This is a genomic window from Anoxybacillus tepidamans PS2 (assembly GCF_000620165.1).
Taxonomy (GTDB): Bacteria; Bacillota; Bacilli; order Bacillales; family Anoxybacillaceae; genus Anoxybacteroides; species Anoxybacteroides tepidamans_A.
Map to the genome: position 1 here is coordinate 124,537 of NZ_JHVN01000002.1, position 26,092 is coordinate 150,628.

At 42.1% G+C, this 26,092-nt stretch carries 33 protein-coding genes; 8 read left to right on the forward strand and 25 right to left on the reverse strand.

From position 1 onward, the window contains the following. Positions 1 to 36: 36 nt before the first annotated feature. The 3 genes from N667_RS0103425 to N667_RS0103435 all read right to left on the reverse strand — a co-directional run bounded on the left by N667_RS0103425 (position 37) and on the right by N667_RS0103435 (position 1,605). Positions 37 to 225, reverse strand: coding sequence for a hypothetical protein (locus tag N667_RS0103425; RefSeq protein ID WP_027408279.1), 189 nt, complete (start codon positions 223 to 225; stop codon positions 37 to 39). A gap of 130 nt (positions 226 to 355) precedes the next feature. Beyond that, entirely contained in the window at positions 356 to 628 is a 273-nt protein-coding gene (locus tag N667_RS0103430) for a UPF0223 family protein (RefSeq protein WP_027408280.1), read from the reverse strand. 17 nt (positions 629 to 645) lie between these two features. Then, on the reverse strand, positions 646 to 1,605 hold the full coding sequence (locus N667_RS0103435) for an NAD(P)H-dependent flavin oxidoreductase (RefSeq protein WP_027408281.1): 960 nt from the start codon (positions 1,603 to 1,605) through the stop codon (positions 646 to 648). A 205-nt stretch (positions 1,606 to 1,810) separates the two neighbouring features. Here N667_RS0103435 and N667_RS0103440 point away from each other — a divergent pair, with 205 nt between their 5' ends. Beyond that, positions 1,811 to 3,283: an aminotransferase class I/II-fold pyridoxal phosphate-dependent enzyme gene (locus N667_RS0103440; protein WP_027408282.1), complete on the forward strand. Its 1,473-nt coding sequence runs from the start codon at positions 1,811 to 1,813 to the stop codon at positions 3,281 to 3,283. Between the two features lie 117 nt (positions 3,284 to 3,400). Here the strand turns inward: N667_RS0103440 and N667_RS0103445 are convergent, their stop codons facing one another. Continuing rightward, positions 3,401 to 3,523: a GapA-binding peptide SR1P gene (locus tag N667_RS0103445; protein ID WP_035097960.1), complete on the reverse strand. Its 123-nt coding sequence runs from the start codon at positions 3,521 to 3,523 to the stop codon at positions 3,401 to 3,403. A 147-nt stretch (positions 3,524 to 3,670) separates the two neighbouring features. Then, positions 3,671 to 3,973 carry a DUF3055 domain-containing protein gene (locus N667_RS0103450; protein WP_027408284.1) on the reverse strand — a complete coding sequence of 101 codons (303 nt, stop codon included), beginning with the start codon at positions 3,971 to 3,973 and terminating at the stop codon, positions 3,671 to 3,673. A gap of 109 nt (positions 3,974 to 4,082) precedes the next feature. On the opposite strand from N667_RS0103450, the gene N667_RS0103455 reads away from it, so the two are divergent. Further along, positions 4,083 to 4,499 (forward strand): DUF1885 family protein, encoded by a 417-nt coding sequence (locus N667_RS0103455; protein ID WP_027408285.1) that lies wholly within the window; start codon positions 4,083 to 4,085, stop codon positions 4,497 to 4,499. Positions 4,500 to 4,518: 19 nt separating this feature from the next. Here N667_RS0103455 and N667_RS0103460 read toward each other — a convergent pair whose 3' ends face one another. From N667_RS0103460 to N667_RS0103490, 6 genes are all read right to left on the reverse strand, one after another. Next, positions 4,519 to 4,758 carry a hypothetical protein gene (locus tag N667_RS0103460; RefSeq protein WP_027408286.1) on the reverse strand — a complete coding sequence of 80 codons (240 nt, stop codon included), beginning with the start codon at positions 4,756 to 4,758 and terminating at the stop codon, positions 4,519 to 4,521. A gap of 202 nt (positions 4,759 to 4,960) precedes the next feature. Next, positions 4,961 to 6,373: a dihydrolipoyl dehydrogenase gene (gene lpdA, locus N667_RS0103465; protein WP_027408287.1), complete on the reverse strand. Its 1,413-nt coding sequence runs from the start codon at positions 6,371 to 6,373 to the stop codon at positions 4,961 to 4,963. A 5-nt stretch (positions 6,374 to 6,378) separates the two neighbouring features. Then, positions 6,379 to 7,683, reverse strand: a complete 1,305-nt coding sequence (locus N667_RS0103470; RefSeq protein WP_027408288.1) for a dihydrolipoamide acetyltransferase family protein — start codon at positions 7,681 to 7,683, stop codon at positions 6,379 to 6,381. Positions 7,684 to 7,744: 61 nt separating this feature from the next. After that, a complete protein-coding gene (locus tag N667_RS0103475; protein ID WP_027408289.1) occupies positions 7,745 to 8,722 on the reverse strand; it encodes an alpha-ketoacid dehydrogenase subunit beta in 978 nt (325 codons plus the stop codon). A 3-nt stretch (positions 8,723 to 8,725) separates the two neighbouring features. Continuing rightward, a complete protein-coding gene (pdhA, locus tag N667_RS0103480) occupies positions 8,726 to 9,835 on the reverse strand; it encodes a pyruvate dehydrogenase (acetyl-transferring) E1 component subunit alpha (protein ID WP_027408290.1) in 1,110 nt (369 codons plus the stop codon). A 382-nt stretch (positions 9,836 to 10,217) separates the two neighbouring features. Continuing rightward, positions 10,218 to 10,853, reverse strand: a complete 636-nt coding sequence (locus tag N667_RS0103490; RefSeq protein WP_027408291.1) for a YkyA family protein — start codon at positions 10,851 to 10,853, stop codon at positions 10,218 to 10,220. Between the two features lie 114 nt (positions 10,854 to 10,967). Here N667_RS0103490 and def point away from each other — a divergent pair, with 114 nt between their 5' ends. Next, positions 10,968 to 11,522, forward strand: a complete 555-nt coding sequence (gene def / locus N667_RS0103495; protein WP_027408292.1) for a peptide deformylase — start codon at positions 10,968 to 10,970, stop codon at positions 11,520 to 11,522. Positions 11,523 to 11,568: 46 nt separating this feature from the next. On the opposite strand, the gene N667_RS0103500 is transcribed toward def, so the two are convergent. Beyond that, complete coding sequence (locus N667_RS0103500) at positions 11,569 to 12,345, reverse strand: Cof-type HAD-IIB family hydrolase (RefSeq protein ID WP_027408293.1); 777 nt, start codon at positions 12,343 to 12,345, stop codon at positions 11,569 to 11,571. Between the two features lie 667 nt (positions 12,346 to 13,012). Here N667_RS0103500 and N667_RS0103510 point away from each other — a divergent pair. Beyond that, positions 13,013 to 13,222, forward strand: a complete 210-nt coding sequence (locus N667_RS0103510) for a DNA-dependent RNA polymerase subunit epsilon (RefSeq protein WP_027408294.1) — start codon at positions 13,013 to 13,015, stop codon at positions 13,220 to 13,222. Between the two features lie 3 nt (positions 13,223 to 13,225). Next, a complete protein-coding gene (rnjA, locus tag N667_RS0103515) occupies positions 13,226 to 14,893 on the forward strand; it encodes a ribonuclease J1 (protein WP_027408295.1) in 1,668 nt (555 codons plus the stop codon). 201 nt (positions 14,894 to 15,094) lie between these two features. Here rnjA and N667_RS0103520 read toward each other — a convergent pair whose 3' ends face one another. The 6 genes from N667_RS0103520 to N667_RS0103545 form a co-directional block, all read right to left on the reverse strand. After that, positions 15,095 to 15,550, reverse strand: coding sequence for a TlpA family protein disulfide reductase (locus tag N667_RS0103520; RefSeq protein WP_027408296.1), 456 nt, complete (start codon positions 15,548 to 15,550; stop codon positions 15,095 to 15,097). Positions 15,551 to 15,601: 51 nt separating this feature from the next. Beyond that, the gene (locus N667_RS0103525) at positions 15,602 to 16,150 is read right to left on the reverse strand and encodes a peroxiredoxin (RefSeq protein WP_027408297.1); all 549 of its coding nucleotides are present in this window, start codon (positions 16,148 to 16,150) and stop codon (positions 15,602 to 15,604) included. Positions 16,151 to 16,425: 275 nt separating this feature from the next. Further along, positions 16,426 to 16,668: a YkuS family protein gene (locus N667_RS0103530; RefSeq protein ID WP_027408298.1), complete on the reverse strand. Its 243-nt coding sequence runs from the start codon at positions 16,666 to 16,668 to the stop codon at positions 16,426 to 16,428. 57 nt (positions 16,669 to 16,725) lie between these two features. Next, positions 16,726 to 17,853 carry an N-acetyldiaminopimelate deacetylase gene (locus N667_RS0103535; RefSeq protein WP_027408299.1) on the reverse strand — a complete coding sequence of 376 codons (1,128 nt, stop codon included), beginning with the start codon at positions 17,851 to 17,853 and terminating at the stop codon, positions 16,726 to 16,728. A 126-nt stretch (positions 17,854 to 17,979) separates the two neighbouring features. Continuing rightward, on the reverse strand, positions 17,980 to 18,690 hold the full coding sequence (dapD, locus tag N667_RS0103540; protein ID WP_027408300.1) for a 2,3,4,5-tetrahydropyridine-2,6-dicarboxylate N-acetyltransferase: 711 nt from the start codon (positions 18,688 to 18,690) through the stop codon (positions 17,980 to 17,982). Positions 18,691 to 18,761: 71 nt separating this feature from the next. Continuing rightward, entirely contained in the window at positions 18,762 to 19,625 is an 864-nt protein-coding gene (locus N667_RS0103545) for a LysR family transcriptional regulator (RefSeq protein ID WP_035097965.1), read from the reverse strand. A gap of 131 nt (positions 19,626 to 19,756) precedes the next feature. On the opposite strand from N667_RS0103545, the gene N667_RS0103550 reads away from it, so the two are divergent. Continuing rightward, a complete protein-coding gene (locus N667_RS0103550) occupies positions 19,757 to 20,488 on the forward strand; it encodes a sulfite exporter TauE/SafE family protein (RefSeq protein WP_027408302.1) in 732 nt (243 codons plus the stop codon). 11 nt (positions 20,489 to 20,499) lie between these two features. Here N667_RS0103550 and cbpB read toward each other — a convergent pair whose 3' ends face one another. From cbpB to N667_RS0103575, 6 genes are all read right to left on the reverse strand, one after another. Then, complete coding sequence (cbpB, locus tag N667_RS0103555) at positions 20,500 to 20,952, reverse strand: cyclic-di-AMP-binding protein CbpB (RefSeq protein WP_027408303.1); 453 nt, start codon at positions 20,950 to 20,952, stop codon at positions 20,500 to 20,502. An 85-nt stretch (positions 20,953 to 21,037) separates the two neighbouring features. After that, positions 21,038 to 21,238: an antirepressor AbbA gene (gene abbA, locus N667_RS0103560; protein ID WP_027408304.1), complete on the reverse strand. Its 201-nt coding sequence runs from the start codon at positions 21,236 to 21,238 to the stop codon at positions 21,038 to 21,040. Between the two features lie 90 nt (positions 21,239 to 21,328). Beyond that, the gene (locus N667_RS19925; RefSeq protein ID WP_198020513.1) at positions 21,329 to 21,475 is read right to left on the reverse strand and encodes a hypothetical protein; all 147 of its coding nucleotides are present in this window, start codon (positions 21,473 to 21,475) and stop codon (positions 21,329 to 21,331) included. After that, positions 21,475 to 21,732 (reverse strand): YkuJ family protein, encoded by a 258-nt coding sequence (locus N667_RS0103565; protein ID WP_027408305.1) that lies wholly within the window; start codon positions 21,730 to 21,732, stop codon positions 21,475 to 21,477. Before N667_RS0103565 ends, N667_RS19925 begins: the two co-directional genes overlap by 1 nt. A gap of 147 nt (positions 21,733 to 21,879) precedes the next feature. Beyond that, positions 21,880 to 22,113 (reverse strand): hypothetical protein, encoded by a 234-nt coding sequence (locus N667_RS0103570; protein ID WP_027408306.1) that lies wholly within the window; start codon positions 22,111 to 22,113, stop codon positions 21,880 to 21,882. Between the two features lie 50 nt (positions 22,114 to 22,163). Then, a complete protein-coding gene (locus tag N667_RS0103575; RefSeq protein WP_027408307.1) occupies positions 22,164 to 23,381 on the reverse strand; it encodes an EAL-associated domain-containing protein in 1,218 nt (405 codons plus the stop codon). A gap of 114 nt (positions 23,382 to 23,495) precedes the next feature. Between N667_RS0103575 and N667_RS0103580 the strand changes: the two genes are divergently transcribed. Then, a complete protein-coding gene (locus N667_RS0103580) occupies positions 23,496 to 24,269 on the forward strand; it encodes a C39 family peptidase (RefSeq protein ID WP_027408308.1) in 774 nt (257 codons plus the stop codon). 18 nt (positions 24,270 to 24,287) lie between these two features. Here the strand turns inward: N667_RS0103580 and fadH are convergent, their stop codons facing one another. After that, the gene (gene fadH, locus N667_RS0103585; protein WP_027408309.1) at positions 24,288 to 25,052 is read right to left on the reverse strand and encodes a 2,4-dienoyl-CoA reductase; all 765 of its coding nucleotides are present in this window, start codon (positions 25,050 to 25,052) and stop codon (positions 24,288 to 24,290) included. A 162-nt stretch (positions 25,053 to 25,214) separates the two neighbouring features. On the opposite strand from fadH, the gene N667_RS0103590 reads away from it, so the two are divergent. Beyond that, positions 25,215 to 26,081: a metallophosphoesterase gene (locus N667_RS0103590; RefSeq protein ID WP_409978169.1), complete on the forward strand. Its 867-nt coding sequence runs from the start codon at positions 25,215 to 25,217 to the stop codon at positions 26,079 to 26,081. The last annotated feature ends 11 nt before the right edge of the window (positions 26,082 to 26,092 follow it).

The following is a 26,092-nucleotide window of genomic DNA, read 5'->3' on the forward strand; positions in this document are numbered from 1 at the left end:
ACGAACCGTAGTGCGTGGTTCGCCATACATGTTTCTTTATAGTTGAAGACGCATAAGTTCTTGGCGCAGCCTTTCTAATTTTCGTTTGCATTCTTTTTTCTTTTCTTCATCGTTTTCCATCATCGCCTCGTAAAGAGTGGCTAATTCATAATCGAGCTCGAGCCGAAGCACCGCCATCCGCTTCTCTCCATCCGTCCGTTTTGGTGAATTGACTGTTTTTCTCATCAACATAGGCACCCCTTTCCTTCATCATTGTCGGCCTAAATCACGAAATTTTCTGATATTTAATGTTTATATATATTTATGTAAGAAAAGGGGGCTATGCAACAAATTTGTGTGTTCGTCTAGTTATTTTTCACTCCATTCGAATCCAGTCACCATTTTTCGCCTCTTTTGCCTTTTTCACAACATGGTAAGAAGAATAGCCGCTCGCGTTTTCAAATTCATCGCACAGCTTTCTTTCTTCGCTTTTGCTCGGGACGATTTCCTTAAATCGCCGATACGCGTTCATCAGCTGTTCGCGTTCCATTCCTTTTTCATATACTGTTTCAATTGCTTCAAAAAACTTGATTACATCAATAATTTCTTGCGTTGTCCAATCGTATGAAAATGGATACGAATAATCCAAAATCTTCACCTCCGCTGTTAGTTTGCCCATCTGCTTCGAATTTGTTCCGCCTCATGAATCATGCGCTCGAACAATTCGGCGACGGTTGGAACATCATGAATGAGCCCCATGACTTGTCCTGCCCAAGCAAATCCTTCATTTGTTTTTCCTTCATAAATAAATCGACGATTCGCTTCTCCGCTTATGTAATCTTTCAATTGTTCGTACGTTCCGCCTTGTTCTTCAAGCTGCAAAATTTTTTCAGTCCACTCATTGGCAATCGCTCTTCCCGGCGCTCCTAAAGTTCGCTTAATCACAACCGTATCGTACTCAGACCCTTTGACTAACATTTCTTTATATAGCGGATGAGCGTGAACACATTCTTGCGTTGCAATGAAGCGCGTTCCCATTTCAATGCCCTCCGCTCCAAGCGCTAACGCGGCCATCAATCCTCTTCCATCTCCGATACCGCCCGATGCGATCACAGGAATGGAAACAGAATCGACTACTTTTGGAATTAACACAAACGTTCCTGTATCATGTTTCCCTAGATGTCCTCCTCCTTCTTGTCCAACAACCATGACCGCATCAGCACCCAATTCTTCCGCTTTGACTGCCTGACGAACAGCAGCGACAAGAACAAGCTTTTTTACGTTAACTCCCTTTAACTGTTCGAAAAACGGCGCAGGATTGCCTCCAGTGACAGATACGACAGGGACTTCCTCTTCAATGGCCACTTCCAACATATGCGAAAATGGACGACCATGCTGCCCGATCGCAAAGTTGACACCGAATGGTCGGTCTGTCTTATCTTTTACTTTTCTAATCTCGTTGCGCAATGCCTCCGGCGAAGGCAACGACATCGCCGTAATTTGCCCCAATCCTCCAGCGTTAGAAACTGCTGCAGCCAAATCAGCATAAGCTAAATAGGCGAGCCCTCCTTGAATAATTGGATAGTCAATTCCTAACAATTCTGTTACTCTTGTCTTCCATCTCATATGTGATCCCTCCTAATGTATAAGTATAATATGTTTCGAGATTGTTTGCCCGTTTTCCTGTTTTTCGCCGTTTTTTCTCTAAACTGATTCCAAGCCGTTCAAACCTAAATTTTTATACGATATAAAAATGATTCTTTGCAAACTATTAAATAAGTGCTATAATGCTTTTGTTTTATTTTTATGCAAAAAGAGGTGTGAGGAAGAATTGTCACAGTTTGAAACACCGTTATTTACCGGACTGCTACAACATATGAGAAAAAATCCGATTCAATTTCATATTCCCGGTCACAAAAAGGGGACCGGAATGGATCCACAATTTCGTGAGTTTATCGGCGAAAACGCTTTGGCGATTGATTTAATTAACATCGGTCCTTTAGACGATTTACATCAACCAAAAGGCATGATTAAACGTGCTCAAGAACTGGCGGCCGAAGCTTTCGGGGCCGATTATACATTTTTTTCTGTGCAAGGAACGAGCGGAGCCATCATGACAATGGTTATGTCCGTCGCGGGACCCGGCGACAAAATTATCGTACCTCGCAACGTTCATAAATCAGTAATGTCAGCCATTGTTTTTTCCGGTGCTACACCCATTTTTATACATCCGGAAGTCGATAAAGAACTTGGCATTTCACACGGAATTACACCAGAGGCAGTAGAAAAAGCGCTCGAGCAGCACCCTGATGCGAAAGGGGTTCTCGTCATCAATCCAACGTACTTCGGAATTGCTGGTGATTTGAAAAAAATTGTTGAAATTGCCCATGCGCACCATGTTCCTGTTCTTGTTGACGAGGCTCACGGCGTGCATATTCACTTCCATGAAAAACTGCCGCTTTCCGCCATGCAAGCAGGAGCTGATATGGCAGCAACGAGCGTTCACAAACTGGGCGGTTCAATGACACAAAGTTCCGTTTTAAACGTACGTGAAGGGCTTGTTTCCGCAAAACGTGTTCAAGCGATTTTAAGCATGTTAACGACGACATCGACTTCATATTTGTTGCTTGCTTCTTTAGATGTCGCCCGCAAACGTTTGGCAACCGAAGGACGTGAACTTGCGGAAAAAGCGATGCGGCTGGCTGAAGCCGTTCGCGAGCAAATTAATGCAATTCCGCATTTGTATTGTGTCGGCAAAGAAATTTTAGGAACAAAAGCAACATACGATTATGACCCGACAAAATTGATTATCTCCGTGAAAGAACTGGGGCTAACCGGATACGATGTTGAAAAATGGTTGCGCGAAATGTACTGCATCGAAGTCGAGCTATCGGATTTATATAATATTTTATGTATTATTACACCAGGCGATACAGAGAAAGAAACGAACCTGCTAGTAAAAGCTCTTCGCCATTTATCAGAGGAATTTAGCCATAAAGCCGACAAAGGCGTCAAACCTAAAGTGTTGCTGCCCGATATTCCTGCTCTTGCACTGACGCCTAGGGACGCCTTTTATTCGGAAACAGAAGTGGTGCCTTTTGAAGAATCAGCGGGACGGATTATCGCCGAGTTTGTCATGGTTTATCCGCCAGGTATCCCAATCTTTATTCCTGGAGAAATTATTACACAAGAAAACTTAAATTATATTAAAAAGAACTTAGAGGTCGGATTGCCTGTTCAAGGGCCGGAAGATGATACGCTACGAACATTGCGCGTCATTAAAGAGCATAAGCCTATTCAATAAAAAAGACGCAAGCTTGCTTGCGTCTTTTTTACAACAACTAACAAAAAAAAACGCATGCTTCTCCCGTTCGCATGCGCTTTTATTATTTAAAACCCTTCCCCCATGTTTGACCGTGACTTACTCGTTATCATCCATTTCTTCATGTACACATTCTGTACATTTTCCGTAAAGCGTCGTTACTTTTTCATCTTCAAAATGCCCGATGGTCGAATTGCACGTTTGACAAACAATCGTACCCATCCCTATAACCCCTTTATAATGATTTAGTGATCGGCTAATTCAATAATAATATATCACATTTCGATTGTCAATAAACAAATTGTATGTCACATTTATTTTTTGTTACATACAAAAAACGGGCATCATCGCCCGTTTTTTGCCATATTTTTAATATTCATATTCGGGATGTAATGCTGTTGCTGGAATGACATCGGAGAAAAATTCAGCTAGATCAGCAGCCTGTTCCTCCGTATCAATTCGGAACATACGCTGCAAATATTCGTGGTTTTCTACATCTTTTGGATCGAGGAGAGTGGAGCGGCCTGTTTGCATGCAAATCACAAGAGGTTTGCCAAAAAACATATTTGTGTACACGATACCGAAATCATAGCGCGTATCTTTTGTAGTAAATCCGACGAACCGCACTTTCACCTTTTCGTAATCGTCATACAGCTTTTCAAATAAATTCATAAGCTCCCCCCTTGAAAATATACTGAATTTTATTATAATTCTAATATGTTTTAAAATCAATAGCAAAAATTTTTCAACAATGTTACAATGAGGATAGAGGTGAGCGTTAATGTCTACTCATGCATACATAAAGCTGACTTCAGCATCAAAACAAAAAACGATTACATTAGAAGAGGTAAAAAAACTGTTCTTTTTGTATCAAGAAATGATAAAAAAAACAGGAGAACAGCTAGGTTGGCAATATGAAGAGGCAGCTTTTCCTTATAAAATTGTGGAAACAGATGATGCTAAAGGACAATGGTTTTATTTAAAAGGAACAAACGAACGTTACCACACAATCATTATTGGTGTCGGACAAGAGTACAACGAAACTGAAGAAACATCGTTTATCCAAGTCACTCTTCCAAACGGATCTACTCATGGTGATAAAGGAAAAGCGAACGAATTTTGCAAGTTTCTTGCCAAAAAATTAGAAGGTGAACTTCATTTATTTAACGGGCGAATCATGTATTTCTATAAGCGATAGCATACAGGCTATCGTTTTTTTATAATGTTTCCCATATAAAATGTTGACAACTGAAATAAATCACTGCTGTACATAGCGTCGTCATAATGGCTTTTCGCGTTCGTAATCCTATTTTTCGCGCAAGCAAAAAAGCGAGATATAAAAAGATGCAAAGCAACATCCCCCGAAACAGCGGGCGATCGCGGCCAGACAGCCATTCAATCAGCGAAAAGCTGCTCCAAATCATCATCTGCAATAGAAAAACAATGTACTCCTTCATTGGACGATCCCCTTTTATCTTTTACCATAACGATATGAGCCAATGAAGAAATTTAGTAGCAATAAATCCTACTTATTCACGATCCATATTATTTCATTTGACAAATACGGAGTAGTAGAGTTGGGATCGGGCCATTTCAAGAAGTCTTTATTGCACAATAAATAAAACAAAAGGATATCCCGTGTTGGGATATCCTTTTGTTTTATTTATTAATAATGTGAATCGGGCTTCCAAGGACCACTTCAGCTGTTTCCATTGCAATTTCCCCTAGCGTAGGGTGAGCGTGGATCGTCATTGCGATGTCTTCAGCTGTCATACCAGCTTCAATCGCAAGACCAAGCTCTGCAATCATGTCGGAAGCATTCGGTCCCACGATTTGCGCCCCAATAATGACTCCATCGTCTTTACGTACAACAAGCTTCATAAAACCATCCGCATCGTTCAATGCAAGCGCGCGTCCGTTTGCCGCAAATGGGAATTTCGCCGTTGTCACTTCGATGCCTTCGTCTTTTGCTTGTTTTTCAAAATATCCGACAGAAGCGCATTCTGGATCAGAGAACACAACGGCTGGAATCGCTAAATAATCAATTTCAGCTGGGTGTCCTGCAATTGCCTCCGCTGCTACTTTCCCTTCATAAGAGGCTTTATGTGCAAGAGGCGGTCCTTGAACAATGTCGCCAATCGCATAAATATTTGGTACGCTCGTACGGCACTGTTTGTCGATTTCAATCAAGCCGCGTTCATTCATTTTAACGCCTACTTGTTCAAGACCAAGCTCGTCCGTGTTCGGACGGCGACCGACTGTCACAAGTACGTAATCGGCATCGATTGTTTTCGTTTCGCCCTTTACTTCAAATGTGACGGTTACACCATCTTCACGCTCTTCTACACCTTTAGCAAGCGCGTTTGTAAAAATCTCCACACCTTTTTTCTTTAGACGGCGTTTTACAATCGCGCTCATTTGTTTTTCAAAACCAGACAAAATTTCATCTGCGCCTTCAAGAATGGTTACTTTTGTTCCAAAATTCGCATACGCTGTTCCTAATTCCGTACCGATATATCCGCCACCGATAACGACCATCGATCCTGGAATTTCAGGCAAGTTCAATGCTCCTGTTGAGTTCAGAACGCGCTTTGAAAACTTAAATGCTGGAAGTTCGATTGGACGAGAACCCGTTGCAATAATGGCGTTTTTAAATTTATACGTTTGCGCGCTGTTTTCCGTCATCACGCGCACCGTATTGGCGTCGACAAAGTACGCTTCCCCGCGAACAATCTCTACTTTATTTCCTTTTAAAAGACCTTCTACGCCACCCGTTAACTTCTTCACAACACTTGCTTTCCACTCTTGCACTTTTGCAAAATCAACCGTTACATTTTCCGCTTTAATTCCCATATCATCGGAGTGCTTTGCTGTTTCATAACGATGAGCTGCGGAAATTAACGCTTTTGATGGAATACATCCAACGTTTAAGCAAACCCCACCGAGGTTCTCTTTTTCAACGATTGTCACTTTTTGACCTAATTGTGCCGCGCGAATAGCCGCCACATACCCACCAGGTCCTGCGCCAACGACGAGAGTTTCCGTTTCAATTGCAAAATCACCGACTACCATTCGTTTTACGCCTCCATTAGTAATAGTTCTGGATCATTCAACAAACGCTTAATGTGGTTCAACGCATTTTGCGCTGTCGCACCGTCAATCATGCGATGGTCAAAGCTTAATGATAGCGCTAATACTGGCGCGATCACAATTTCACCGTCACGAACAATTGGCTTTTCACTGATGCGACCGATTCCGAGAATCGCCACTTCTGGATGGTTAATCACTGGAGTAAACCATTGTCCGCCTGCTGAGCCGATATTCGTAATCGTGCAAGATGCACCTTTCATTTCATTTGGCAGAAGCTTTCCTTCACGCGCTTTTGTAGCAAGCTCATTAATTTCTTGTGCAATCGCAAACATCGATTTGCGATCTGCATGCTTCACAACAGGAACAAGAAGACCTTTGTCCGTATCTGCAGCAATACCGATATTGTAGTAATGTTTGTATACAACCTCTTCCGTCGCATCGTCAATCGATGTGTTGAGCGTTGGGAATTCGCGTAGCGCCGAAGTTAATGCTTTTACGACATACGGCAAGAATGTAAGCTTGATTCCTTTTTGCGCTGCAACATCTTTGAATTTTTTGCGATGGGCAACAAGTTTTGTGACATCCACTTCATCCATTAGCGTTACGTGTGGAGCCGTATGTTTTGAGTTTACCATCGCTTTAGCAATAGCACGGCGAATGCCGCTCATTTTCTCGCGTGTTTCAGGGAACTCCCCTTCAAGTACAACAGGCTGAGATGCTGGTTTCGCTTCCGCATTTGGTGCTGCTTTTTCTTCGACAGCGACCTGTGCAGCCTCAACTGTTTCTGCAGCCGGCGCAGCTGATGTTCCTCCAGCTAAGAAGGCATCAACATCGCTCTTTAAGACGCGGCCATTTTTCCCGGTTCCTTGTACAAGACGAATGTCAACACCTTTTTCACGAGCGTATTTACGCACAGAAGGCATCGCGATAACGCGGCGGTTTGGATCTGCTTCTGCCGCTTGCGGTGCTTGTGAAGCAGCGGCTTCTTGTTTGGGCTCTTCTGCTGCTTTCGGTTCATCGTGATCCTGACCCTTAAATTTTAAATTCTCATATCCCGGTGCGTCAAATTTAATTAGCGTTTGACCAACTGTTGCAACTGTTCCTTCGTTCACTAAAATTTCTAGCACTTTTCCTTTAACCGGTGAAGGAATTTCAACAACTGCCTTGTCGTTTTGTACTTCGCAAAGCACGTCATCCTCATTAACTTCGTCGCCCGGCTTTACGAACCATTTGACAATCTCGCCCTCATGAATTCCTTCGCCGATATCCGGTAGTTTAAATTCAAATGCCACTGTTCGTCGACCTCCTATTGTTTAGCATATTTGAGGAGGAAACACGTTTCCTCCTCACCGGTTAGAAACTCATTACTTTTTTCGCTGCTTCGATGACGTCTTTAAAGTTTGGCAACCAAACCGGCTCTGCTTGCGAGAATGGATAAACTGTATCCGGTGCTGCTACACGCAATACAGGCGCCTCTAGGCTCAGGATGGCGCGATCGTTAATTTCTGCTACAACATGCGCAGCGATTCCCGCTTGTTTTTGCGCTTCTTGCACAACAATAGCACGGCCTGTTTTCTCTACTGAGCCGATTATTGTTTCGATATCGAGCGGCTGGACAGTACGCAAATCGACTACTTCCGCTGAAATGCCTTCTTTTTCAAGCTCTGCTGCCGCTTTTAATGACTCGTGCACCATCGCTCCGTATGTAATAATGGACACGTCTTTTCCTTCGCGTTTAATGTCGGCCTTGCCAATCGGAATTGTATATTCGCCTTCCGGCACTTCTTGACGGAAGGAACGGTATAGTTTCATATGCTCTAAGAAAATGACTGGATCATTGTCACGAATCGCTGAAATTAACAATCCTTTTGCATCGTATGGTGTTGAAGGGATCACGACTTTTAACCCCGGCTGCTGCGTCACTAATCCTTCTAAGCTGTCAGCGTGTAACTCAGGAGTGTGAACACCGCCACCAAATGGAGAACGAACAGTGATCGGCATGCTATAGCGTCCGCCTGAACGATAGCGCATACGAGCCATTTGTCCGTTGATGGAATCCATCACCTCGTATACAAATCCAAAGAATTGGATTTCAGGGACTGGACGGAAGCCTTGTACAGCTAAACCAACAGCAAGGCCACCGATTCCTGACTCCGCAAGCGGTGTATCAAATACGCGATCTTCGCCAAATTCCGCTTGCAATCCCTCTGTTGCGCGGAACACGCCACCGTTCACCCCAACGTCTTCCCCAAACACTAATACATTTGGATCATTTTTCAACTCGATGCGCAACGCATCCGTGATTGCTTGAATCATTGTCATTTGCGCCATGGCCTATTTCGACTCCTTCTCTTTATAAATTTCATACTGTTCTTTTAAGTTAAATGGCATTTCTTCATACATGATGCTCATTAAGTCCGTTACTTTTTGTTTTGGCGTTTCATCTGCCTTTTTAATAGCTTCTTTAATATCCTCTTTCGCTTGTTCGATCACTTTGTTTTCTTCCTCTTCGCTCCACAATCCTTTGCTCTCTAAGAACTTGCGGAAACGAACAATCGGGTCTTTTTTCTCCCATTCGTTCTCAAGCTCTTTCGTACGGTAGCGAGTCGGGTCGTCACCCGCCATTGTATGCGGACCATAACGGAAGCATAACGTTTCGATAAGCGTTGGGCCTTCCCCGTTAATTGCGCGCTCGCGTGCTTCACGTACCGCGACATATACAGCCAATGGATCCATTCCGTCCACTTGAATTCCAGGAATACCTGCTGCTACTGCTTTTTGAGCGATCGTTTTTGCTGCAGATTGCTTTTCTACCGGCGTAGAGATTGCGAAACGGTTATTTTGCACTACAAAAATGGCTGGTACTTTAAATGCGCCGGCGAAGTTAATTCCTTCATAGAAATCGCCTTGAGATGCCCCGCCGTCACCTGTATATGTAATTGCTACCGCTTTTTGGCCGCGTTTTTTGATACCTAAAGCTACACCAGCAGCCTGAATGATTTGCGCGCCGATGATAATTTGCGGCGGCAATACATTAACACCTTCAGGAATTTGGTTGCCGTGGAAATGACCGCGCGAGAACAAAAACGCTTGATAAAGCGGAAGACCATGCCAAACGATTTGTGGAACATCACGATAACCAGGCAAAATAAAATCTTCTTTTTCAAGGGCAAATTGGCTTGCAAGTTGGCTCGCTTCTTGTCCTGCTGTCGGCGCGTAGAAGCCAAGACGACCTTGACGGTTTAACGAAATGGAGCGTTGGTCAAGCACACGCGTATATACCATGCGCCGCATTAATTCTTTCAGCTGCTCATCGCTTAAATTTGGCATGGCCGCTTCATTAACGACTTCGCCTTCTTCGTTTAAAATTTGAAACGTCGGAAATTGTTCAGCAACTTTTTCAAGTTGTTTCTTCACATTGAACACGGATGTTTTTGCACCCATTCCATTCACCTCTACCTTTCTTATATAAAAATAAAAATAAACGATCTCCAGTTCTGCAATACAGCATTAATTTACCCAAATTTCGCTATAAACAGACAACATCCACCTGTCGTCTGCGCATGGTATGGAAATATACGGATAAAATAAAAACTGTATTAATGATTTAAAAAATAAAATTAGTACAACAACCACCTGTATTTCAAGTTTACACTTTCTGATTTTGAACGTCAATTACTTTAACTCCTTAAAAACAATATACAAATATTGGATAAAAATAAAAACTGTTATAGTATATATAAACACCTGTATTATATTCTGTACTATATAAAAACCCTCTCTCTTTTCGTGTAAAAAGGTATAAAAAAAGCCGTCATTTCGACAGCTATTGAAGTTCATTATACAACTTCTTTTTCGCTTCGTTATACTCCTCTGTATAGTCATTAAACTGATTGTTGGCAGCTACTACTTCTGCATAGACACGATTAATTTTCTCCGTTTGTTTTTGCAGTTGTTCTAACGTAACATTTTCCTGTTCAAAAAGTCGATAAAGTTCTCTTTCAAGCAATAATGCTTTTTGATAGTGTGTGTACAACGAATCATATGCCGCATACCGCTTTTCCATCACATTGATTAAGCGCAGCGCGCATGCCTTAATAGCCGACTCATGTAAACGCTCCGCATTTTCTTTCGCAATTGGTAACATCTTATGAGCTCGCTTGATATTTTCATGTTCAGCGTCAATTTCCTTTTCCCTTTTATCAATAATGGTCTGCGCTTCCTTTGAAAGCTCTGCCACTTTATTAAATTGTTTCATTCCTAGCGATGTGATTTGGCCGTAAAGAGTGGTCTGCTCGCGTTCCAAACGGACGAGAGTCGCATGATGCTTATTCACTTTATCCTCCAATTTAGCGATTTGTTCAAACGTATCGACTACCTGCTGTTCAGGAGCTAATATGCTGCACGATTGCAAAAAAATAAGAGCGAGTAGAAACATCAAAAAGATTTTTGCCGCTTTCAACTCTCATTCCCTTCTTTCTTTGCCATTTTTTTCGACCCATATTTACGATAAACGAAAATGTTTGATAGACTGGTTTTATCACGCATATTTATGTATATAAAGGAGTGAAGGGCGATGATTACAATGAAAGATATCATTAGAGAAGGACACCCGACATTACGAAAAACGGCTGAGCCCGTTCCCCTTCCTGCTTCGAAAGAAGATCAAGATATTTTGCGAAGCATGCTTGATTATTTAAAAATGAGCCAAGATTCCGAACTGGCAGCAAAATACGGGCTACGCCCAGGAATTGGATTGGCAGCACCGCAAATTAATGTCCCTAAACGAATGATTGCAGTACATGTGAAAGATGAAAAAGGCACATTGCATAGTTATGCCTTATTTAACCCTAAAATTACAAGCCATTCCGTGCAAATGTGCTACTTGACAAGCGGGGAAGGGTGTCTTTCCGTCGACCGCGACGTTCCCGGCTACGTGCCGCGTTATGCGCGGATTACCGTTGCTGGCACTACTCTCGAAGGAGAAAATATCACCCTTCGATTAAAAGGGTTGCCAGCGATTGTATTTCAGCATGAGATCGATCATTTAAATGGCATTATGTTTTACGATCATATTGATCCAAAAAATCCTTTCAAAATTCCTGAAAACGCCGTTCCTATCGAACGGTAAGTTATAAAAAAGGGCTATCTCCTTTAGGAGAGAAAGCCCTTTTTGTTTATTTGATAAGCTCGAGCTGCTTCAATCCGTACAAAATTCCTTCTTCATCCACTGATTTTGTCACAAAATCCGCGACTTCCTTTACCTCTTCTTTCGCGTTGCCCATCGCCACTCCCGTACCGGCAAACTGAAGCATTTCTAAGTCGTTCAGGCCATCGCCAAACGCATAAACATCCTCTTTTGCCGCTCCGATTCGCTCCATCAGCTTCCGAATCCCTTCTGCTTTTGAGCCCCCGAATGGCAACACGTCTGTTGATAAACTATGCCAACGAACAAAATGAAATTCCGGATATGACGTTACATACTGTTTTTCTTCTTCCGGCTTACAAAATAACAGGGCTTGATAAATCTCACGACGCTCATAGTAAAGGGGATCTGCGGGAGGATGAGGAAATTTCAAGCTTCCCATGCTCACATGGATGTAAGAATGATCATTGACGCTTGCCCTCATATCTTCTGCATCCATAAAAATAAGCGGATGACCTTGTTTATGCGCTTGCTCTTTTAGCTCGTGCAATTTTTGACGTTGCAAAGGATTTTTATAAATGACCTCCCCCTCAAAAACAACATATTGACCATTAAAGCTGACAAATGAGTCGATCCCTAATTTTTTTCGCAATTCCGCAAACATAAATGGGGCCCTTCCCGTAGCAATCGCCACATACACTCCAGCCGCCTTCAACTTTTGAATCGCTTGGACAGTTGAAGGGGGCAATTCTTTGTTCTCATTTAATAACGTTCCATCAATGTCAAAAAACACAATCTTTTTCTTCATGTTTTCTCACCTTAATAATAAAATCGTTGCGCTTCTTCATCACTACGGTAATGAAAAAAAGCAGAGATGTCAAACAAAAAGGACTTCCAGCTTTCACCATGAAAAACAAGCCCTTATATTCATATACTAATACTAAATAAAAAATAAGAGAACATTTACTTTCCGCAAGAAATAAGTACAATAAAAGTAGGGAGTGATGAGAGATGTTGAAGAAGCTCAAGAAAAAATTGCTCCAACAATGGAAAGATTTGCTCCGTAAAAAGTCAATCGCTTAAGTTTAAAGCCCTTCTCTAGAAAGAAGGGCTTCTTTTAGAAGAAGCGCATGAATGAAAGTATTCCATTCCGTCAAAGATGATAAAAGTGAAATCGACTTTGCCGTCTTGGACACAGAGGTACGTAAAAATAAAAGCTAGTCAGGCGAAAAGAAATATTTAACAATAAAATATATTGATTTTCGCCGTTAAAGTATGTTTATGATATTATGATATGATGAGGAGCGAAAATTTTTTGTTAATACCGCGTAACAAAAAATAATCCCCAAACGCCTTTGTGAATGGCGCAAAATGACACCCGATGATATAAAACATCGCTTAGCAAAGAATAATGCTATATTTTTAACATTATTCATAACCTGATCAATTATTGGCTAGTAAGGAGAGATTTTGCAATGATTTTTAAAGTATTTTACCAAGAAAATCCTGATGAAGTGCCTGTGAGAGAAAAAACAAAAACGCTGTATATTGAAGCGGAATCAGAGCGCGAAGTACGCCAAAAGCTAAAAAACCGCACCATTAATATCGAGTACATTCAGCCGCTTGAAGGTGCTCATCTAGAGTATGAGAAACAAAGTCCACATTTTCACGTATTGGAGATTTAGATGATGAAATTTTTAAAAGAAAATCAAGTTGGCGTATTTGCACTCGGAGGATTAGGAGAGATCGGAAAAAATACATACGGCGTGCAATTCCAAGATGAGATTATTGTTATTGATGCGGGGATTAAATTTCCAGAAGACGAGCTCCTTGGAATTGATTATGTAATCCCTGATTACAGTTATTTAGTAAAAAATGCCGAGAAAATTAAAGGTTTATTTATTACTCATGGGCACGAAGACCACATCGGCGGCATTCCTTATTTACTTCGGCAAGTAAACGTTCCGATATATGGCGGAAAGCTTGCCTTGGGACTGATCCGCAACAAATTGGAAGAGCACGGGCTTTTAAGCCAAACAAAGCTGATTGAAATTAAAGAAGACGATGTGATTCGCTTTCAAAAAACGGCGGTCACGTTTTTCCGGACGACACACAGCATTCCGGACAGCTACGGCATTGTGGTGAAAACACCGGCCGGACAAATTGTGCATACGGGAGACTTTAAATTTGACTTTACACCAGTAGGCGAGCCTGCTAACTTAACAAAAATGGCGGAGATCGGAAAAGAAGGCGTGCTATGCTTGCTTTCGGACAGCACAAACAGTGAAATTCCGCATTTTACAATGTCCGAGCGCCGCGTTGGCGAAAGCATCCACGATATTTTCCGCAAAGTTCAAGGGCGCATCATTTTTGCGACATTTGCATCCAACATTCATCGCCTGCAGCAAGTGACGGAAGCAGCGGTGCTTAACAATCGCAAAATCGCTGTCTTCGGCCGGAGCATGGAAGCTGCAATTGAAATTGGGCAGGAACTCGGCTACATTAAATGTCCGAAAGATACATTCATTGATGCTGCACAAATTAACCGTCTCCCAGCGAACCGTGTCACAATTTTATGTACAGGAAGCCAAGGTGAACCAATGGCCGCACTATCGCGCATCGCCAATGGTACACATCGGCAAATCCAAATTATTCCGGGAGATACTGTCGTTTTCTCATCCTCCCCGATCCCAGGAAACACGGTGAGCGTCAATCGTACAATCAATATGTTATACCGCGCAGGTGCCGAAGTCATTCACGGTCCGTTGAATGATATTCATACATCTGGCCACGGCGGACAAGAAGAACAAAAATTGATGATCCGTTTAATAAAGCCAAAGTACTTCATGCCTATTCACGGAGAATACCGCATGCAAAAAATGCATGCTAAACTTGCGGTGGATTGTGGCGTGCCAGAGGAAAATTGCTTTATTATGGACAACGGCGAAGTGCTAGGATTAAGCGAGGAGGAAGCAGGCATTGTCGGTAAAATCCCATCAGGTTCTGTCTACATTGATGGTAGTGGCATCGGAGATATCGGCAATATCGTGCTGCGTGACCGCCGCATTCTTTCTGAAGAGGGTCTTGTGATCGTCGTTGTCAGCATTAATATGAAAGAATTTAAAATTGCTGCGGGTCCGGATATCATTTCACGCGGATTTGTCTATATGCGTGAATCTGGTGACTTAATTAGCGACGCTCAAGCGCTCATCGCAAAACATCTTGAAAAAGTGCTTGAGAGAAAAACAAACCAATGGTCAGAAATTAAAAATGAAATCACGGACACACTGGCACCATTTTTATATGAAAAAACAAAACGAAAACCGATGATTTTGCCGATCATTATGGAAATATAAAAAACGTGCCTAGCGTTTCGCGGAATAACAAAAAGCAGGGAAAATCCCTGCTTTTTGTTTTAATAATTATTAGACGTCGCCTTTGCGGATGATTTCTGAAGCGAGCGGAGAAACAATAATCCGGCTGCCTCATTCATTACGCAACGTAAAAAAACGCACATCAAAAAAGGAACGAATGGCCTTCGTTCCTTTCAACTCACATTATTCAGCTTTTTGATTTTCCTCAAGCACACGGTTGACGCGTTTTTCTAACATCTTCATCCCGCTTCCTCCAGCTTGGAAGTGACGAAGCTTCCCTTCCGCATCAAACACGTAATAAGCAGGAACATACTGATTTTCGAAAGCGTCCGTAATTTTATGTTCGTTATCGACTAAAATCGGCTGTGTAATGCCGTGTTCTTCTGCCGTCTTTTTGACGAGTTCAATATCGAGATCGCTTTCGGAGCGAGGCATATGGACTGCTACGACATTTAATTCATTTTGATAGCGATCGCGGAACTCGTTTACTTGCGGCATTGCTTCTTTGCAAAGATGGCAGCTCACCGACCAAAAGTGAATAAGCGTCGGCTTCTTGCCAATTAATTCTTCTCTTGTTACCTCACCATTTAAATAAGCGGTCGCTCCGCTTAATTCAGGCATTGGTTCGCGTAATTTCATCGTATCCCTCCATGTAAACAAAGGTCTAACGTAATGTTAGACCTTCTTTGATTATACTTCTAATGTTTTTTGACCAGGCTTCCAGTTAGCTGGGCAAAGACCGCCAGTTTGCAATGCTTGAAGCACACGTAATACTTCATCTACATCGCGACCGATATTGTTGTGGTGAACAACGGCGTATTTCAATTCTCCTTCTGGATCGATGATGAATAAACCGCGAAGTGCGATTCCTTCTTCTTCGATCAATACACCGTAGTCGCGAGATACTGCATGATTTGTATCAGCAGCTAACGGATACTTGATTTCTCCAAGTCCGTTTTCTGTGCGTGGCGTATCGATCCATGCTTTATGAGAGTATACAGAATCTGTAGATACACCGATTACAACAGCATCTAAATCTTCGAACTCATCGTAGCGATCAGAAATAGCTGTAATTTCTGTTGGACATACGAACGTGAAATCTAATGGATAGAAGAAAAGAACTGTCCATTTTCCATTTCGCATATTTTCTTCTAGGCTCACTGTACCAAAATCGCCGCTTGGTAAAACAGCTTTCATTTCGAAACGTGGAGCTTGTTTTCCTACCATACGTTCTGCCATATGTATCCCTCCATAATGATTTTATTGAGAAAATGACAGACATTTTCTCAATTAGATAAACTTTTATCCATATAGGATTATACTAAACACTATATTTTTAGTCAATATTAAATGATAATTAATTTAAAGAGATACTTGTTTTTGTACTATTATTATCGACTTATTTCTATCATTATTTTACTATTTTCTTCTTGATATACCAAATGATTTGCACGAACAAAAAGACTAGGAAAGGCGCCTAGTCTTTTTACGTGCGCTTTTATGTGTTATGATTATTATCGCAATTTTTCTTCAACTTTTTGGCATACTTCTTCCGCTGTTAAGCCGCTCGCTTCAATCACAGCGCCCGCCGTCACAGCATTTTGAATGCCCATTACATTCGAATCTTGTCCCGTAACAACACAGCAATCGCAACCTTTGGCATCGCTTTCTTGGCGAAGCGGAACAACTTCATGTCCTCTTTCTTGTAACGCTGTCTGAACATTCGTTAATGATGGTTCTACACCAATTTTCGCCATGTCCCATCCACCTCCTCACTTACATAATGTGTCTTATAGGAGATGGAAATATACGTATCATTCATTGTTTCCTTTCCACGAAATATACGTTGTCAATAACGAGATCGCTTTATCGATAGCGCTCTCATCAGGCGATAACTTCGCATGGTGCAGCCCGTGCGCAGAATCTACACCGAGCCAAAACATAAATCCCGGAATTTTCGCAAGCATATAACCAAAATCTTCCCCGGTCATTGCTTCTTTACATCTGACAACATCGATGCCGGGAATTCCACCTGCGAATTCCATAAACTCTTTCGTAAGCGCTTCATCGTTATATACTTGATGATACATGGAGCCATAATCAATGGTTGCTTCACACTCATAAGCGATTTCAACACCTTTAACAATGGCTTCAATTCGTTCTTTCACCTTTTTCATTGATTCCACCGATAGTGTGCGAATCGTCCCCTCAAGCCGTGCTGTTTCAGCAATTACATTTTGCACCGTTCCCCCAGAAATTTTTCCAATTGTAATAACAGCGCTATCGAGCGGATCGACGTTGCGCGCTACAATCGATTGGAGCTGAGTGACGAGCGAACAAGCAGCAACAACCATATCGTTGGCCAAATGCGGAAAAGCGGCATGCCCGCCTTTTCCTTTTAAATCAATAAATAATTCTGATGTATTGGCAAATAACAACCCCTCTTTCACAGCGATCGTGCCGACAGGGTGCTCAGGTGCAATATGCAAAGCGATGATCATATCGGGCATCCATCGCTTCATCGCCTCGCTCTCAAGCATCGGCAGCGCACCTCCCGGACCTTCTTCGGCCGGCTGGAAAATAAACAACAAATTGTCGTTAATTGCGTGGTGCACAAAATATGTCAATACACCGAGGGCAATACTCATATGAAAATCGTGGCCGCAAGCATGCATCCGTCCTTCATGTTCGGAGCGGTACGGCAATCCTGTTTCTTCGGTAATCGGAAGGCCATCTATATCCGCACGGTAGGCAATCGTTTTCGTTGGTTTAAGGCCGTTCACTTTTACAAAAATGCCCGTTCTCCACGTTTGGATTTCCAATCGCTCTTGTGGCAATGCGGCTATATAGTTGAGTAAGTACTGTTGCGTTTTAAATTCTTGGAATCCTAATTCGGGAATTTTATGCAAATCGCGCCGAATGGACACAAATGGGCTCAGCATGTTTTCTCCTCCTTGTAAAAAAGCGTGGAGTATCTCCACGCTCTCTATGATGAGACTTCATAACCGGCTTGTCGCTGGTGAGTCGACAAAGAACATTCACCAGCAAAATCGGACGTCCTGTTCCCTTTATAATTGTCGTAATTCTTGTTTAATTTCTGTTTTCGCTTTCGTCTTTTCATCGATTTGTTTAATAACGCGGGCCGGTACACCAGCAACAACCGTATAAGGCGGAACATCTTCAATGACGACAGCGCCAGCCGCTACGACCGCTCCTTTTCCTACCGTCACCCCTTCTAAAATTACAGCGTTAGCGCCGATGACGACATCATCTTCGACAATCACAGGCTTCGCAGAAGGAGGCTCGATCACCCCTGCCAATACCGCTCCAGCACCAACGTGGCAATTTTTGCCGACCGTGGCACGTCCGCCAAGCACTGCATTCATATCGATCATTGTACCTTCGCCTACAACAGCACCGATATTAATGACAGCGCCCATCATAATCACCGCATTATCGCCAATTTCCACTTGGTCGCGGATGATCGCCCCCGGTTCAATACGCGCTTTGATTCCTTTTAAATCAAGAAGCGGAATCGCGGAATTGCGGCGGTCATTTTCAACGACATAATCTTCAACTCGATCGTTGTTTGCCTCAAGCGCCGCTTGAATTTCTTGCCATTCGCCGAACACCACTCCCGTATTTCCGGAAATAAATGTTTTAGCGCTCGCTCCAAAATCGATTCCTTCTAAATCCCCTTTTATGTATACTTTGACAGGCGTCGCTTTTTTGCTATTTTGAATAAACGAAATGATTTCATTAGCATCCATCATTTTCATTGCAGCATCCTCCTTTTGTTCTCTTATTTCTTTACTTTAGCAAAACAGGAATAGTGCTGACAAGCACCAATTCATTGAAGCCGCTCTTGCGTCACTTGAAAAAATGCTTGCACTTGCGGAAGCTGCCATGCTATTTCTGTACTAATGAGCCATGTGCCTCTCGTGATAAAATGGCCGCTTCGATCTTCTAGCGAAATTTTGTGCATTGTTCTGTCTAAGTCACGGAGGGCACTTTCCGGCAAAATGGCGTAGCCAATTCCATGGTAAGCTAATTGTTTACACGTTTCGATTTGGTCCACAACGATAGTCCGCTCAGGCAATGTGGCAAATCGCTCGTGCCACCATTGCTGAATGTGGAGAGAATAGGTAGAATCGCTTTTGAACTGAATAAATGGTCGGTTCGTGCTGCGCAGCTGTTCTAAACATTCGACTTGCTGATCAATTAAATATAATCGATCAGTAAATAACAGGTGTCTCACACCGTTCCAAGTCGGTTTACCACGAACAATGCCTATATGAAAATCGCCTTCATACATCAATGCCATAATATCGCTTGTCCAACCTGTCGCCAGCGAAATTTGGACATTCGGATATCGTTCGGTAAACCGCTTCAAAATTGTAGGAAGCCAATGTTGAGCGGCAATCGAAGCGGCTGCCAGCTTTAACGTCCCGCTTGCTTCCCCATTCATTTGCACAATTTCTTCTTTAATTTGTTTGGTTGCTTTCACAACCTCTCTAGCAAGCCGGACAATTTTCTCGCCAGCTGGCGTTAATATCAGCCCTCGCTGTGAACGAATGAAAATTTTTGTATTCCAATTGCTTTCAATCGTCTGCAAGCGCTGTGAAAGTGCGGATTGGGTCACGTACAATTTAGCTGCTGCCTTTCTCATATTCAGCTCTTCCGCCAAAATAACAAGCAATTCGTACTCTGTCATCAATAGTTCCCCTCTCCCATTACAATAAGTTTTTCTTATCACTCTCATTCATTTTTACGAAATTTCCTTATCACACTGAAACGTATATGATGGTATTAGAAGGAATGAAACAAGGAAGGGAAGATTAAAAGATGGAGTTTGTCTTATTTATTATCGTTGGAGCCTTCACATCGTTTATTGGCACGTTGGCTGGTGGCGGCGGCTTGGTGGGAATGCCTGTTTTGCTCTTGATGGGCGTTCCTGTTCACCAAGCCATCTCCGCCGCTAAGTTCTCTAATACGATTAGTTCATTTTCTAGCTTTTTTGTGCTCTTTCGCGAAGGACGAATCGGATGGAAACAAACATTGATGCTGATTCCTATAAGCCTATTCGGCGGCATTACTGGTGGATCGCTTGCCTCGGCTTTATCCGAAAAAACAATGACAGCCATTGCCATCGCGTTGTTAACGTTCGCTCTTAGTTTGCAGCTGTTTCGAAAACAGATGGTGCAACAGCGACCTGCTGCTTTTCCGAAAAAATTATATTTCATTCTTTACGCAATCAGCGTTTACGACGGGATGTTCGGACCAGGCCAGGCTACATTACTAATGTATACTTATCTGTCCACAGGGATGGATTACTTAACAGCCGTCGCTTTTACAAGGTTTCAAACATTTATAAGCTGCTTTGGCGCCTTTGTAACATACTTATACGCAGGCCACGTTAACTGGCACATCGCTCCCTTTTTAGCTACCGGATCGATCATCGGGGCGCAAATTTCTATAAGGCTTGCGCAAAAATTAAAAAAACAACATCTGCAAATCATTTTAAATACGGTGACTGCTCTTCTTATCGTCCAACTGATATGGAAAGCTGTGACGTAAAAAGAGTAGCCTCATTGACCGTAATGGTTAAAGCGTCTAAGTTGCTTCTTTAGCCGCTTTAATACTTCCCTTCTTGTAAAAATTCCTTCGAAATATCCCTCTTCATTTTCGACACAAACAAACGGGTGGTTTACGACGAGATCAATTCCTCTAATGATATGATCGTTTAACGATAACCGCGGGATATCCTTGTTCATTACTTCTTCCACTTTCATTTTTTCTAATCGCTCAAATTCAATTCGTTCGAGCCCTAAAATCGCATCCATAATCATCGTGATGCTAATTAACCCATGAAGTTTATATGATGTATCGAGCACAGGGATTGCAGAATATCCTGTTTTTGTTAAGACTAACAAAGCATGATTCAAATAATTCCCGACCTGAACGTGGGCGACTTTGTCGGCAGGAATAAGAAATTGTCCAACCGTCTTATCTAAAAATTCTTTACTATCAAAACTGATCATTTTTCTTTTCCGCCTTTCCCTTATACTTCTTCCCTCCTTCAGTTTAACATACTCGACGCTGTCCATAAAAAAATAACTATCGCTCCTAAAGCGACAGTTCTTCAACAATTCGGCGGTACAGTTTCATTAAACTTCTGTACCTTGCTTCGTCTACTTGCTTATAACCAGACTCCATATCGGCAATTTCACAGCTAATAAGTTCTAACGCATACTGCTGAGTAAAGAGCACATCCAACAATAATGTTTGCTCATCTAACGACAACCGCTCAAGCCATTGGTTCTGCATCATTCACCCTCCTTGTCAACGTCACTAGTATATATTCGCAACCTCAATAAAAAAGTCCGAAAAAAAAGCCTTCGCCAGTGGGAAGACTTTTTAGCCTTTGCTTGTATAAATATTGCGCAATGTAAAATGGCAGGAAGGGCATGTATAGATCACATTCTGGTTTGACTGTGCGGTCAACACTTCTTCTAACTGTGCCTGTTTTTGGCACATCGGACAGGTCACTAGAGGCCGTTTCATCATCTCACCTCGCTTCGTTCATGTAATAGTTCAAAAATTTCAATCGCAATCATATCGATATTGTCAAATTGGTATGTTTTCGGTTTTTTTCCTTTCTCATACACCTCTAATATAAACATGTCGGTTTTCGCCAAATATGTAACACTGCATCTTTTTTCCCCGTTTACTTCAAAATTTCGTTGCGGAGCCTCGTTTCCATTAGGTTCTTGGTCACGAAGCTGCGTGAGACGTTGAATAATCCCTAACAATTGAGACATAATTTTTCCTCCTTTTATGCGAAAAAGGGCGCTTTATTTTATAGTATGAGCCCAAACAGCGGTAAACATGAGTACATGACAATGTTCCCCCATTTTATTATAACAAAAAAAGGACAATCCTTTCATCGGATTGTCCTTCTCTGATTACTACCGGTAATTCCATGCAAAATAAGCAATCATGCCGATCGCCAATAAACCAGCAATTAAGTAAGCCAGAAGCACAGGGTTGCGCATATACGGATGCTCTTGAATTTTTCCATTTATAGGTGCATCATACTGTTCTTGCAGCCTTTGGCGTCTCCCGAGTGAGTACGTGTATATAAATCCTACGACTGCGATTAGAAATACAATGATTGATAATATAAATGAGAGTTGTGCCATCGTATTTTCACCTCAGGCTTACTTTCCCACAAACGCTTCATTTTATTCGACTAATAATGTGCGTCATGCTCAAATAAGTAACTATACGATAAATCGATAAACAAGTAATGGCGTTCATCAATCGGATATGAATACGTGCGAATCGTTTCTCCTGTTTCGATATCCGCATACAAATCAGACAAAATCCCTCTTTTTCGTGAACGCATACGTATGATATTTTCTAGGAAATATGGGCGCCAACTCCAATTTTTCATACAATATTCCGGCTGCAGCTTCCATTCATTGTTCTGCCTGAATATATTCGCCGATTGTTGGAATCCGTCCTCATCGCATATATATATCCGAAAACACGCATCGCCTAACTCAGTCGATAGGCAAGTAATAAGCTCATTAAAATTAGCTGTTTTTTTATATTTCATTAACAGCGACGTGATTCTCAGTTGAAACTGCTCCGAGATGTTATACAATGTTTGCAGTTTTTTCTTCTCCTGTTGGATAAAATGATGACATTCTTGACGAAGACGCTCCTTCAAAAAATCAGGCGACAACAAATGCGGAAACGGTTCTGCCAGATAATATCCCTGATAATACCGCCCGCCATTTCTCCAAGCATATTGCAGCTGGAACGCGGCTTCAATATCCTCATATAAGAGGGTTGCACCAATCTTTCTTGCCAGTAAAGAGAGAGAGTAAAGCACATCTTGATACGAGTAGTTGGTCGACGTTTTCCGCAGTTCGCGCAAATCGATTTTTAAAATATCAGGATCCAACAAACTAATCCGTTCTAGATTGCTGCTGTGCTCTCCAATATTATCAAGAGCAACACGAATCCCATATGTACGAATATATGTTAGTAAATGACCAAGCTGATTGAAATCGCCTTTAAAGTGTTGTTCATTAATCTCTAATACAATGCGTTCAAGCGATAACCCCTTTTCTTCATATTGGAAGAGCAGTTTTAAAAACGACTCCGCCCGGTCAAGCATAAGTAAATTTGCATCCCGATTAAGAAAAATAAACGTCGAATCATCTCCATTGGAAAGGAAGTAATCAAGCGCTTTTTTCGTTACTGTTTCATCAACCTCGAGACGAAATTCTTCCGGTATCGTTTCATCATGAAAGAATGGCCCTAAACTAAATACTGAGCCTTCTGATTCATACCTCCCTAATACTTCATAACCGATAACACGGTGTTCATCTGCACTAAAAATCGCTTGGTAATATGGGATGACGTGTTGCAAGTTCGCTACAATGTCTAAGGCATCCATGTCGCTCACCTCATTTTCTGCACTCGCCATTTTGCATATTATACCATATAGCTTCTTTTCCTCATAAAGAAAAACATCGCTGGCATACTATAAGCAAAAATATAGGTGATTACGGTGAAACGAATTTATATATCAATGGCCCTTTTTATATTGCTTGGTTGTTCCTACGAAGAAAAAAACGAATATATAAGCAGCAGGGAAGCGGCTATAGTCAACATAAGTTTACAATCCATCAAACCATTAGAAGGCACTCCGACTAATAAAGCCGTCTCTTCTGAAGTAAAACAGCCAGAAAAAATCATTCTCGATGTTCCTTTAATTAAGCAAAAACCTGAACTAAAATATGGCTGCGAAGTAACAAGCTTAGCTATGGTGTTGCAATATGCTGGTGTACACGTCAACAAAATGACGTTGGCGAAGCAAATCAAAAAAGACGTGGATCCAAAAGTGCACAACAAGCGCGGCGACATTATCTCATGGGGAAATCCAGCCGACGGATTTGTTGGAGATATGACGGGAAAAACAAGCGGCTATGCAGTATATGATGAACCAATCACAGAATTGATGGAAAAATATTTACCAGAACGCGCTATCAACCTAACAGGACATTCTTTCGATGAATTGTTAAAATATGTTGCCAATAAACGTCCAGTCGTCGTATGGACGACTGGCGATTATCGCCTTCCGGACCGCTGGGAGAGCTGGAAACATGGAGGACAAACCATTCGAACACCTCTTGACTTGCATGCGGTCGTTCTCGTTGGCTTTGATAAACATTTTGTTTATATTAACGATCCATTATCGGGAAAGAAAGCGCACAAAGTTGCTAAACATCAGTTTATTGACTCGTGGATCGCTTTAAGAAAAAGGGCGGTTTCGTATAATTAAAACCGCCCTTTTCCCCTGTCAAAATGGATGCATATTGAGCCATTGGCCTCCGTCCATTGTAATGCACTCCCCATTAATGTAGGCAGCTTCATCAGAAAGCAAAAACGAGGCAAGCGCAGCGATTTCCTCAGGGGTGCCAAGCCGACCGAGAGGAACGCTTTCTAATGTTCGCTTGGCGGCTTCTTCTGATTCCCAAAGCTTTTCCGCTCCTCCTGTCCGTTCGATCGGTCCTGGAGCAATTGCGTTCACGCGGATTCCATATTTTTTTCCCCACTCTACAGCAAGGGTACGCGTCATCGTCAATACGCCCGCTTTGGCGCACGCGGAATGAATGACTCCTACCCCTGCGTTCCATGCATATGTAGCCACCATATTAATAATGGATCCTTTTTCCCGCTTATTAATCCAGTAATTCCCCACCTCACGGCTGCAATAAAATGTTCCGTTTAATACAATATTAATAACGCTATTCCATCCATTAATTGACAATTTTTCTGCCGGGCAAATAAAGTTGCCTGCCGCGTTGTTAATAAGTGCATCAATTTTGCCAAAAGCAGCGTCTGTACGTTTTACCATTTCTGCTACAAGCTCCGGGTCTCGCACATCCATTTGAATCGGCAATACTGTACCATTTGGCGACTCGATTTCCCTCTTTGCCTCTTCAAGCGCATCCATCCGTCGTCCCGTAATCACAACATTTGCTCCCTGCTCTACGAATCGCTTGGCCATATACTTTCCCATTCCACTCGATCCGCCAGTTACAATAATCACCTTTTCTTTCATATTTCTCCCCCTAATTAATGAGTGACTATTCATTCATTTTAATTGTACTATAAATAGACATAATTTTCTAACATTTATTTGGTTTGTTTGTTTACTTTTCTGTTTGACTTTTCCCATTTATAATATAAATAATTGTGAAAGGACGTAGATACGATGAAACCGATGACTCAAATAAATAGAAGAACGTTTTTAAAAAAAAGCGCTCTCTCTTTATTAGGGGGAATGTTTGTCGCTTCGTTCGGCTATTATTATGCAAGGTTTATTGAACCGAGCCGGCTGACCGTCACAGAACATTCCATCGTCCACCCATTAATTCCGAAAGGCTTTGACGGTGTAACCATTCTACAGTTTAGCGATACGCATCTTGGACATTACTACTCGCTTGATCGACTCAGCCATATTGTCAAACGAATCAATGATATCAGCCCTGACCTTGTCGTGTTTACCGGCGATTTAATCGATGCACCAAATCAATATCCATATATCGACGACATTATTCCAATTTTATCCGATATTCGAGCGCCGCTTGGGAAATTTTCAATTTACGGCAATCACGATCATGGAGGATACGGCACTGATTTATACCGAAACATCATGGAACGTGCCGGATTTCGCATGCTTCTTAATGAGCATGTCATGATTGAGTTGATTGACAATAGCAAAATCGCTATCGCCGGTTCTGACGATCTCATGCTTGGCAAACCTCATTTCGATCGCATGTTCCATCAAATCTCTCCTTCCACATACACGATTTTATTGCTACACGAGCCAGATGGAGCAATGAAAGCAGCCCGTTACCCCGTTCATTTGCAACTGTCTGGGCATAGCCACGGAGGGCAGATTCAACTTCCATTTATCGGCCCCCTAATTACGCCGCCGCTTGCTATTCAGTATTATGAAGGATTTTATAAAATTCAGGATCTAACCCTTTATGTTAATAGAGGATTAGGCACAACGAGAATGCCGTTTCGCTTTCTTAGCCCACCTGAGTTAACTGTTTTCACATTAAAACATCAACCACCCTCATAGGGGGTGGTTGA

Coding starts and splice junctions, on each gene's coding strand:
- N667_RS19925 (WP_198020513.1), bottom strand. CDS start 21,475: ATGAAACGGCCTCTAGTGACCTGTCCGATGTGCCAAAAACAGGCACAG.
- N667_RS0103425 (WP_027408279.1), bottom strand. CDS start 225: ATGAGAAAAACAGTCAATTCACCAAAACGGACGGATGGAGAGAAGCGG.
- N667_RS0103575 (WP_027408307.1), bottom strand. CDS start 23,381: ATGGATGCCTTAGACATTGTAGCGAACTTGCAACACGTCATCCCATAT.
- N667_RS0103450 (WP_027408284.1), bottom strand. CDS start 3,973: ATGAATTTATTTGAAAAGCTGTATGACGATTACGAAAAGGTGAAAGTG.
- lpdA (WP_027408287.1), bottom strand. CDS start 6,373: ATGGTAGTCGGTGATTTTGCAATTGAAACGGAAACTCTCGTCGTTGGC.
- N667_RS0103445 (WP_035097960.1), bottom strand. CDS start 3,523: ATGGGTACGATTGTTTGTCAAACGTGCAATTCGACCATCGGGCATTTT.
- def (WP_027408292.1), top strand. CDS start 10,968: ATGATTACAATGAAAGATATCATTAGAGAAGGACACCCGACATTACGA.
- N667_RS0103455 (WP_027408285.1), top strand. CDS start 4,083: ATGTCTACTCATGCATACATAAAGCTGACTTCAGCATCAAAACAAAAA.
- N667_RS0103550 (WP_027408302.1), top strand. CDS start 19,757: ATGGAGTTTGTCTTATTTATTATCGTTGGAGCCTTCACATCGTTTATT.
- N667_RS0103520 (WP_027408296.1), bottom strand. CDS start 15,550: ATGAAATTACGCGAACCAATGCCTGAATTAAGCGGAGCGACCGCTTAT.
- N667_RS0103535 (WP_027408299.1), bottom strand. CDS start 17,853: ATGCTGAGCCCATTTGTGTCCATTCGGCGCGATTTGCATAAAATTCCC.
- N667_RS0103565 (WP_027408305.1), bottom strand. CDS start 21,732: ATGTCTCAATTGTTAGGGATTATTCAACGTCTCACGCAGCTTCGTGAC.
- fadH (WP_027408309.1), bottom strand. CDS start 25,052: ATGAAAGAAAAGGTGATTATTGTAACTGGCGGATCGAGTGGAATGGGA.
- N667_RS0103570 (WP_027408306.1), bottom strand. CDS start 22,113: ATGGCACAACTCTCATTTATATTATCAATCATTGTATTTCTAATCGCA.
- N667_RS0103510 (WP_027408294.1), top strand. CDS start 13,013: ATGATTTTTAAAGTATTTTACCAAGAAAATCCTGATGAAGTGCCTGTG.
- N667_RS0103530 (WP_027408298.1), bottom strand. CDS start 16,668: ATGGCGAAAATTGGTGTAGAACCATCATTAACGAATGTTCAGACAGCG.
- dapD (WP_027408300.1), bottom strand. CDS start 18,690: ATGAAAATGATGGATGCTAATGAAATCATTTCGTTTATTCAAAATAGC.
- N667_RS0103475 (WP_027408289.1), bottom strand. CDS start 8,722: ATGGCGCAAATGACAATGATTCAAGCAATCACGGATGCGTTGCGCATC.
- rnjA (WP_027408295.1), top strand. CDS start 13,226: ATGAAATTTTTAAAAGAAAATCAAGTTGGCGTATTTGCACTCGGAGGA.
- N667_RS0103545 (WP_035097965.1), bottom strand. CDS start 19,625: ATGACAGAGTACGAATTGCTTGTTATTTTGGCGGAAGAGCTGAATATG.
- cbpB (WP_027408303.1), bottom strand. CDS start 20,952: ATGATCAGTTTTGATAGTAAAGAATTTTTAGATAAGACGGTTGGACAA.
- N667_RS0103460 (WP_027408286.1), bottom strand. CDS start 4,758: ATGAAGGAGTACATTGTTTTTCTATTGCAGATGATGATTTGGAGCAGC.
- N667_RS0103435 (WP_027408281.1), bottom strand. CDS start 1,605: ATGAGATGGAAGACAAGAGTAACAGAATTGTTAGGAATTGACTATCCA.
- pdhA (WP_027408290.1), bottom strand. CDS start 9,835: ATGGGTGCAAAAACATCCGTGTTCAATGTGAAGAAACAACTTGAAAAA.
- N667_RS0103590 (WP_409978169.1), top strand. CDS start 25,215: ATGACTCAAATAAATAGAAGAACGTTTTTAAAAAAAAGCGCTCTCTCT.
- N667_RS0103500 (WP_027408293.1), bottom strand. CDS start 12,345: ATGAAGAAAAAGATTGTGTTTTTTGACATTGATGGAACGTTATTAAAT.
- abbA (WP_027408304.1), bottom strand. CDS start 21,238: ATGCAGAACCAATGGCTTGAGCGGTTGTCGTTAGATGAGCAAACATTA.
- N667_RS0103525 (WP_027408297.1), bottom strand. CDS start 16,150: ATGGCAGAACGTATGGTAGGAAAACAAGCTCCACGTTTCGAAATGAAA.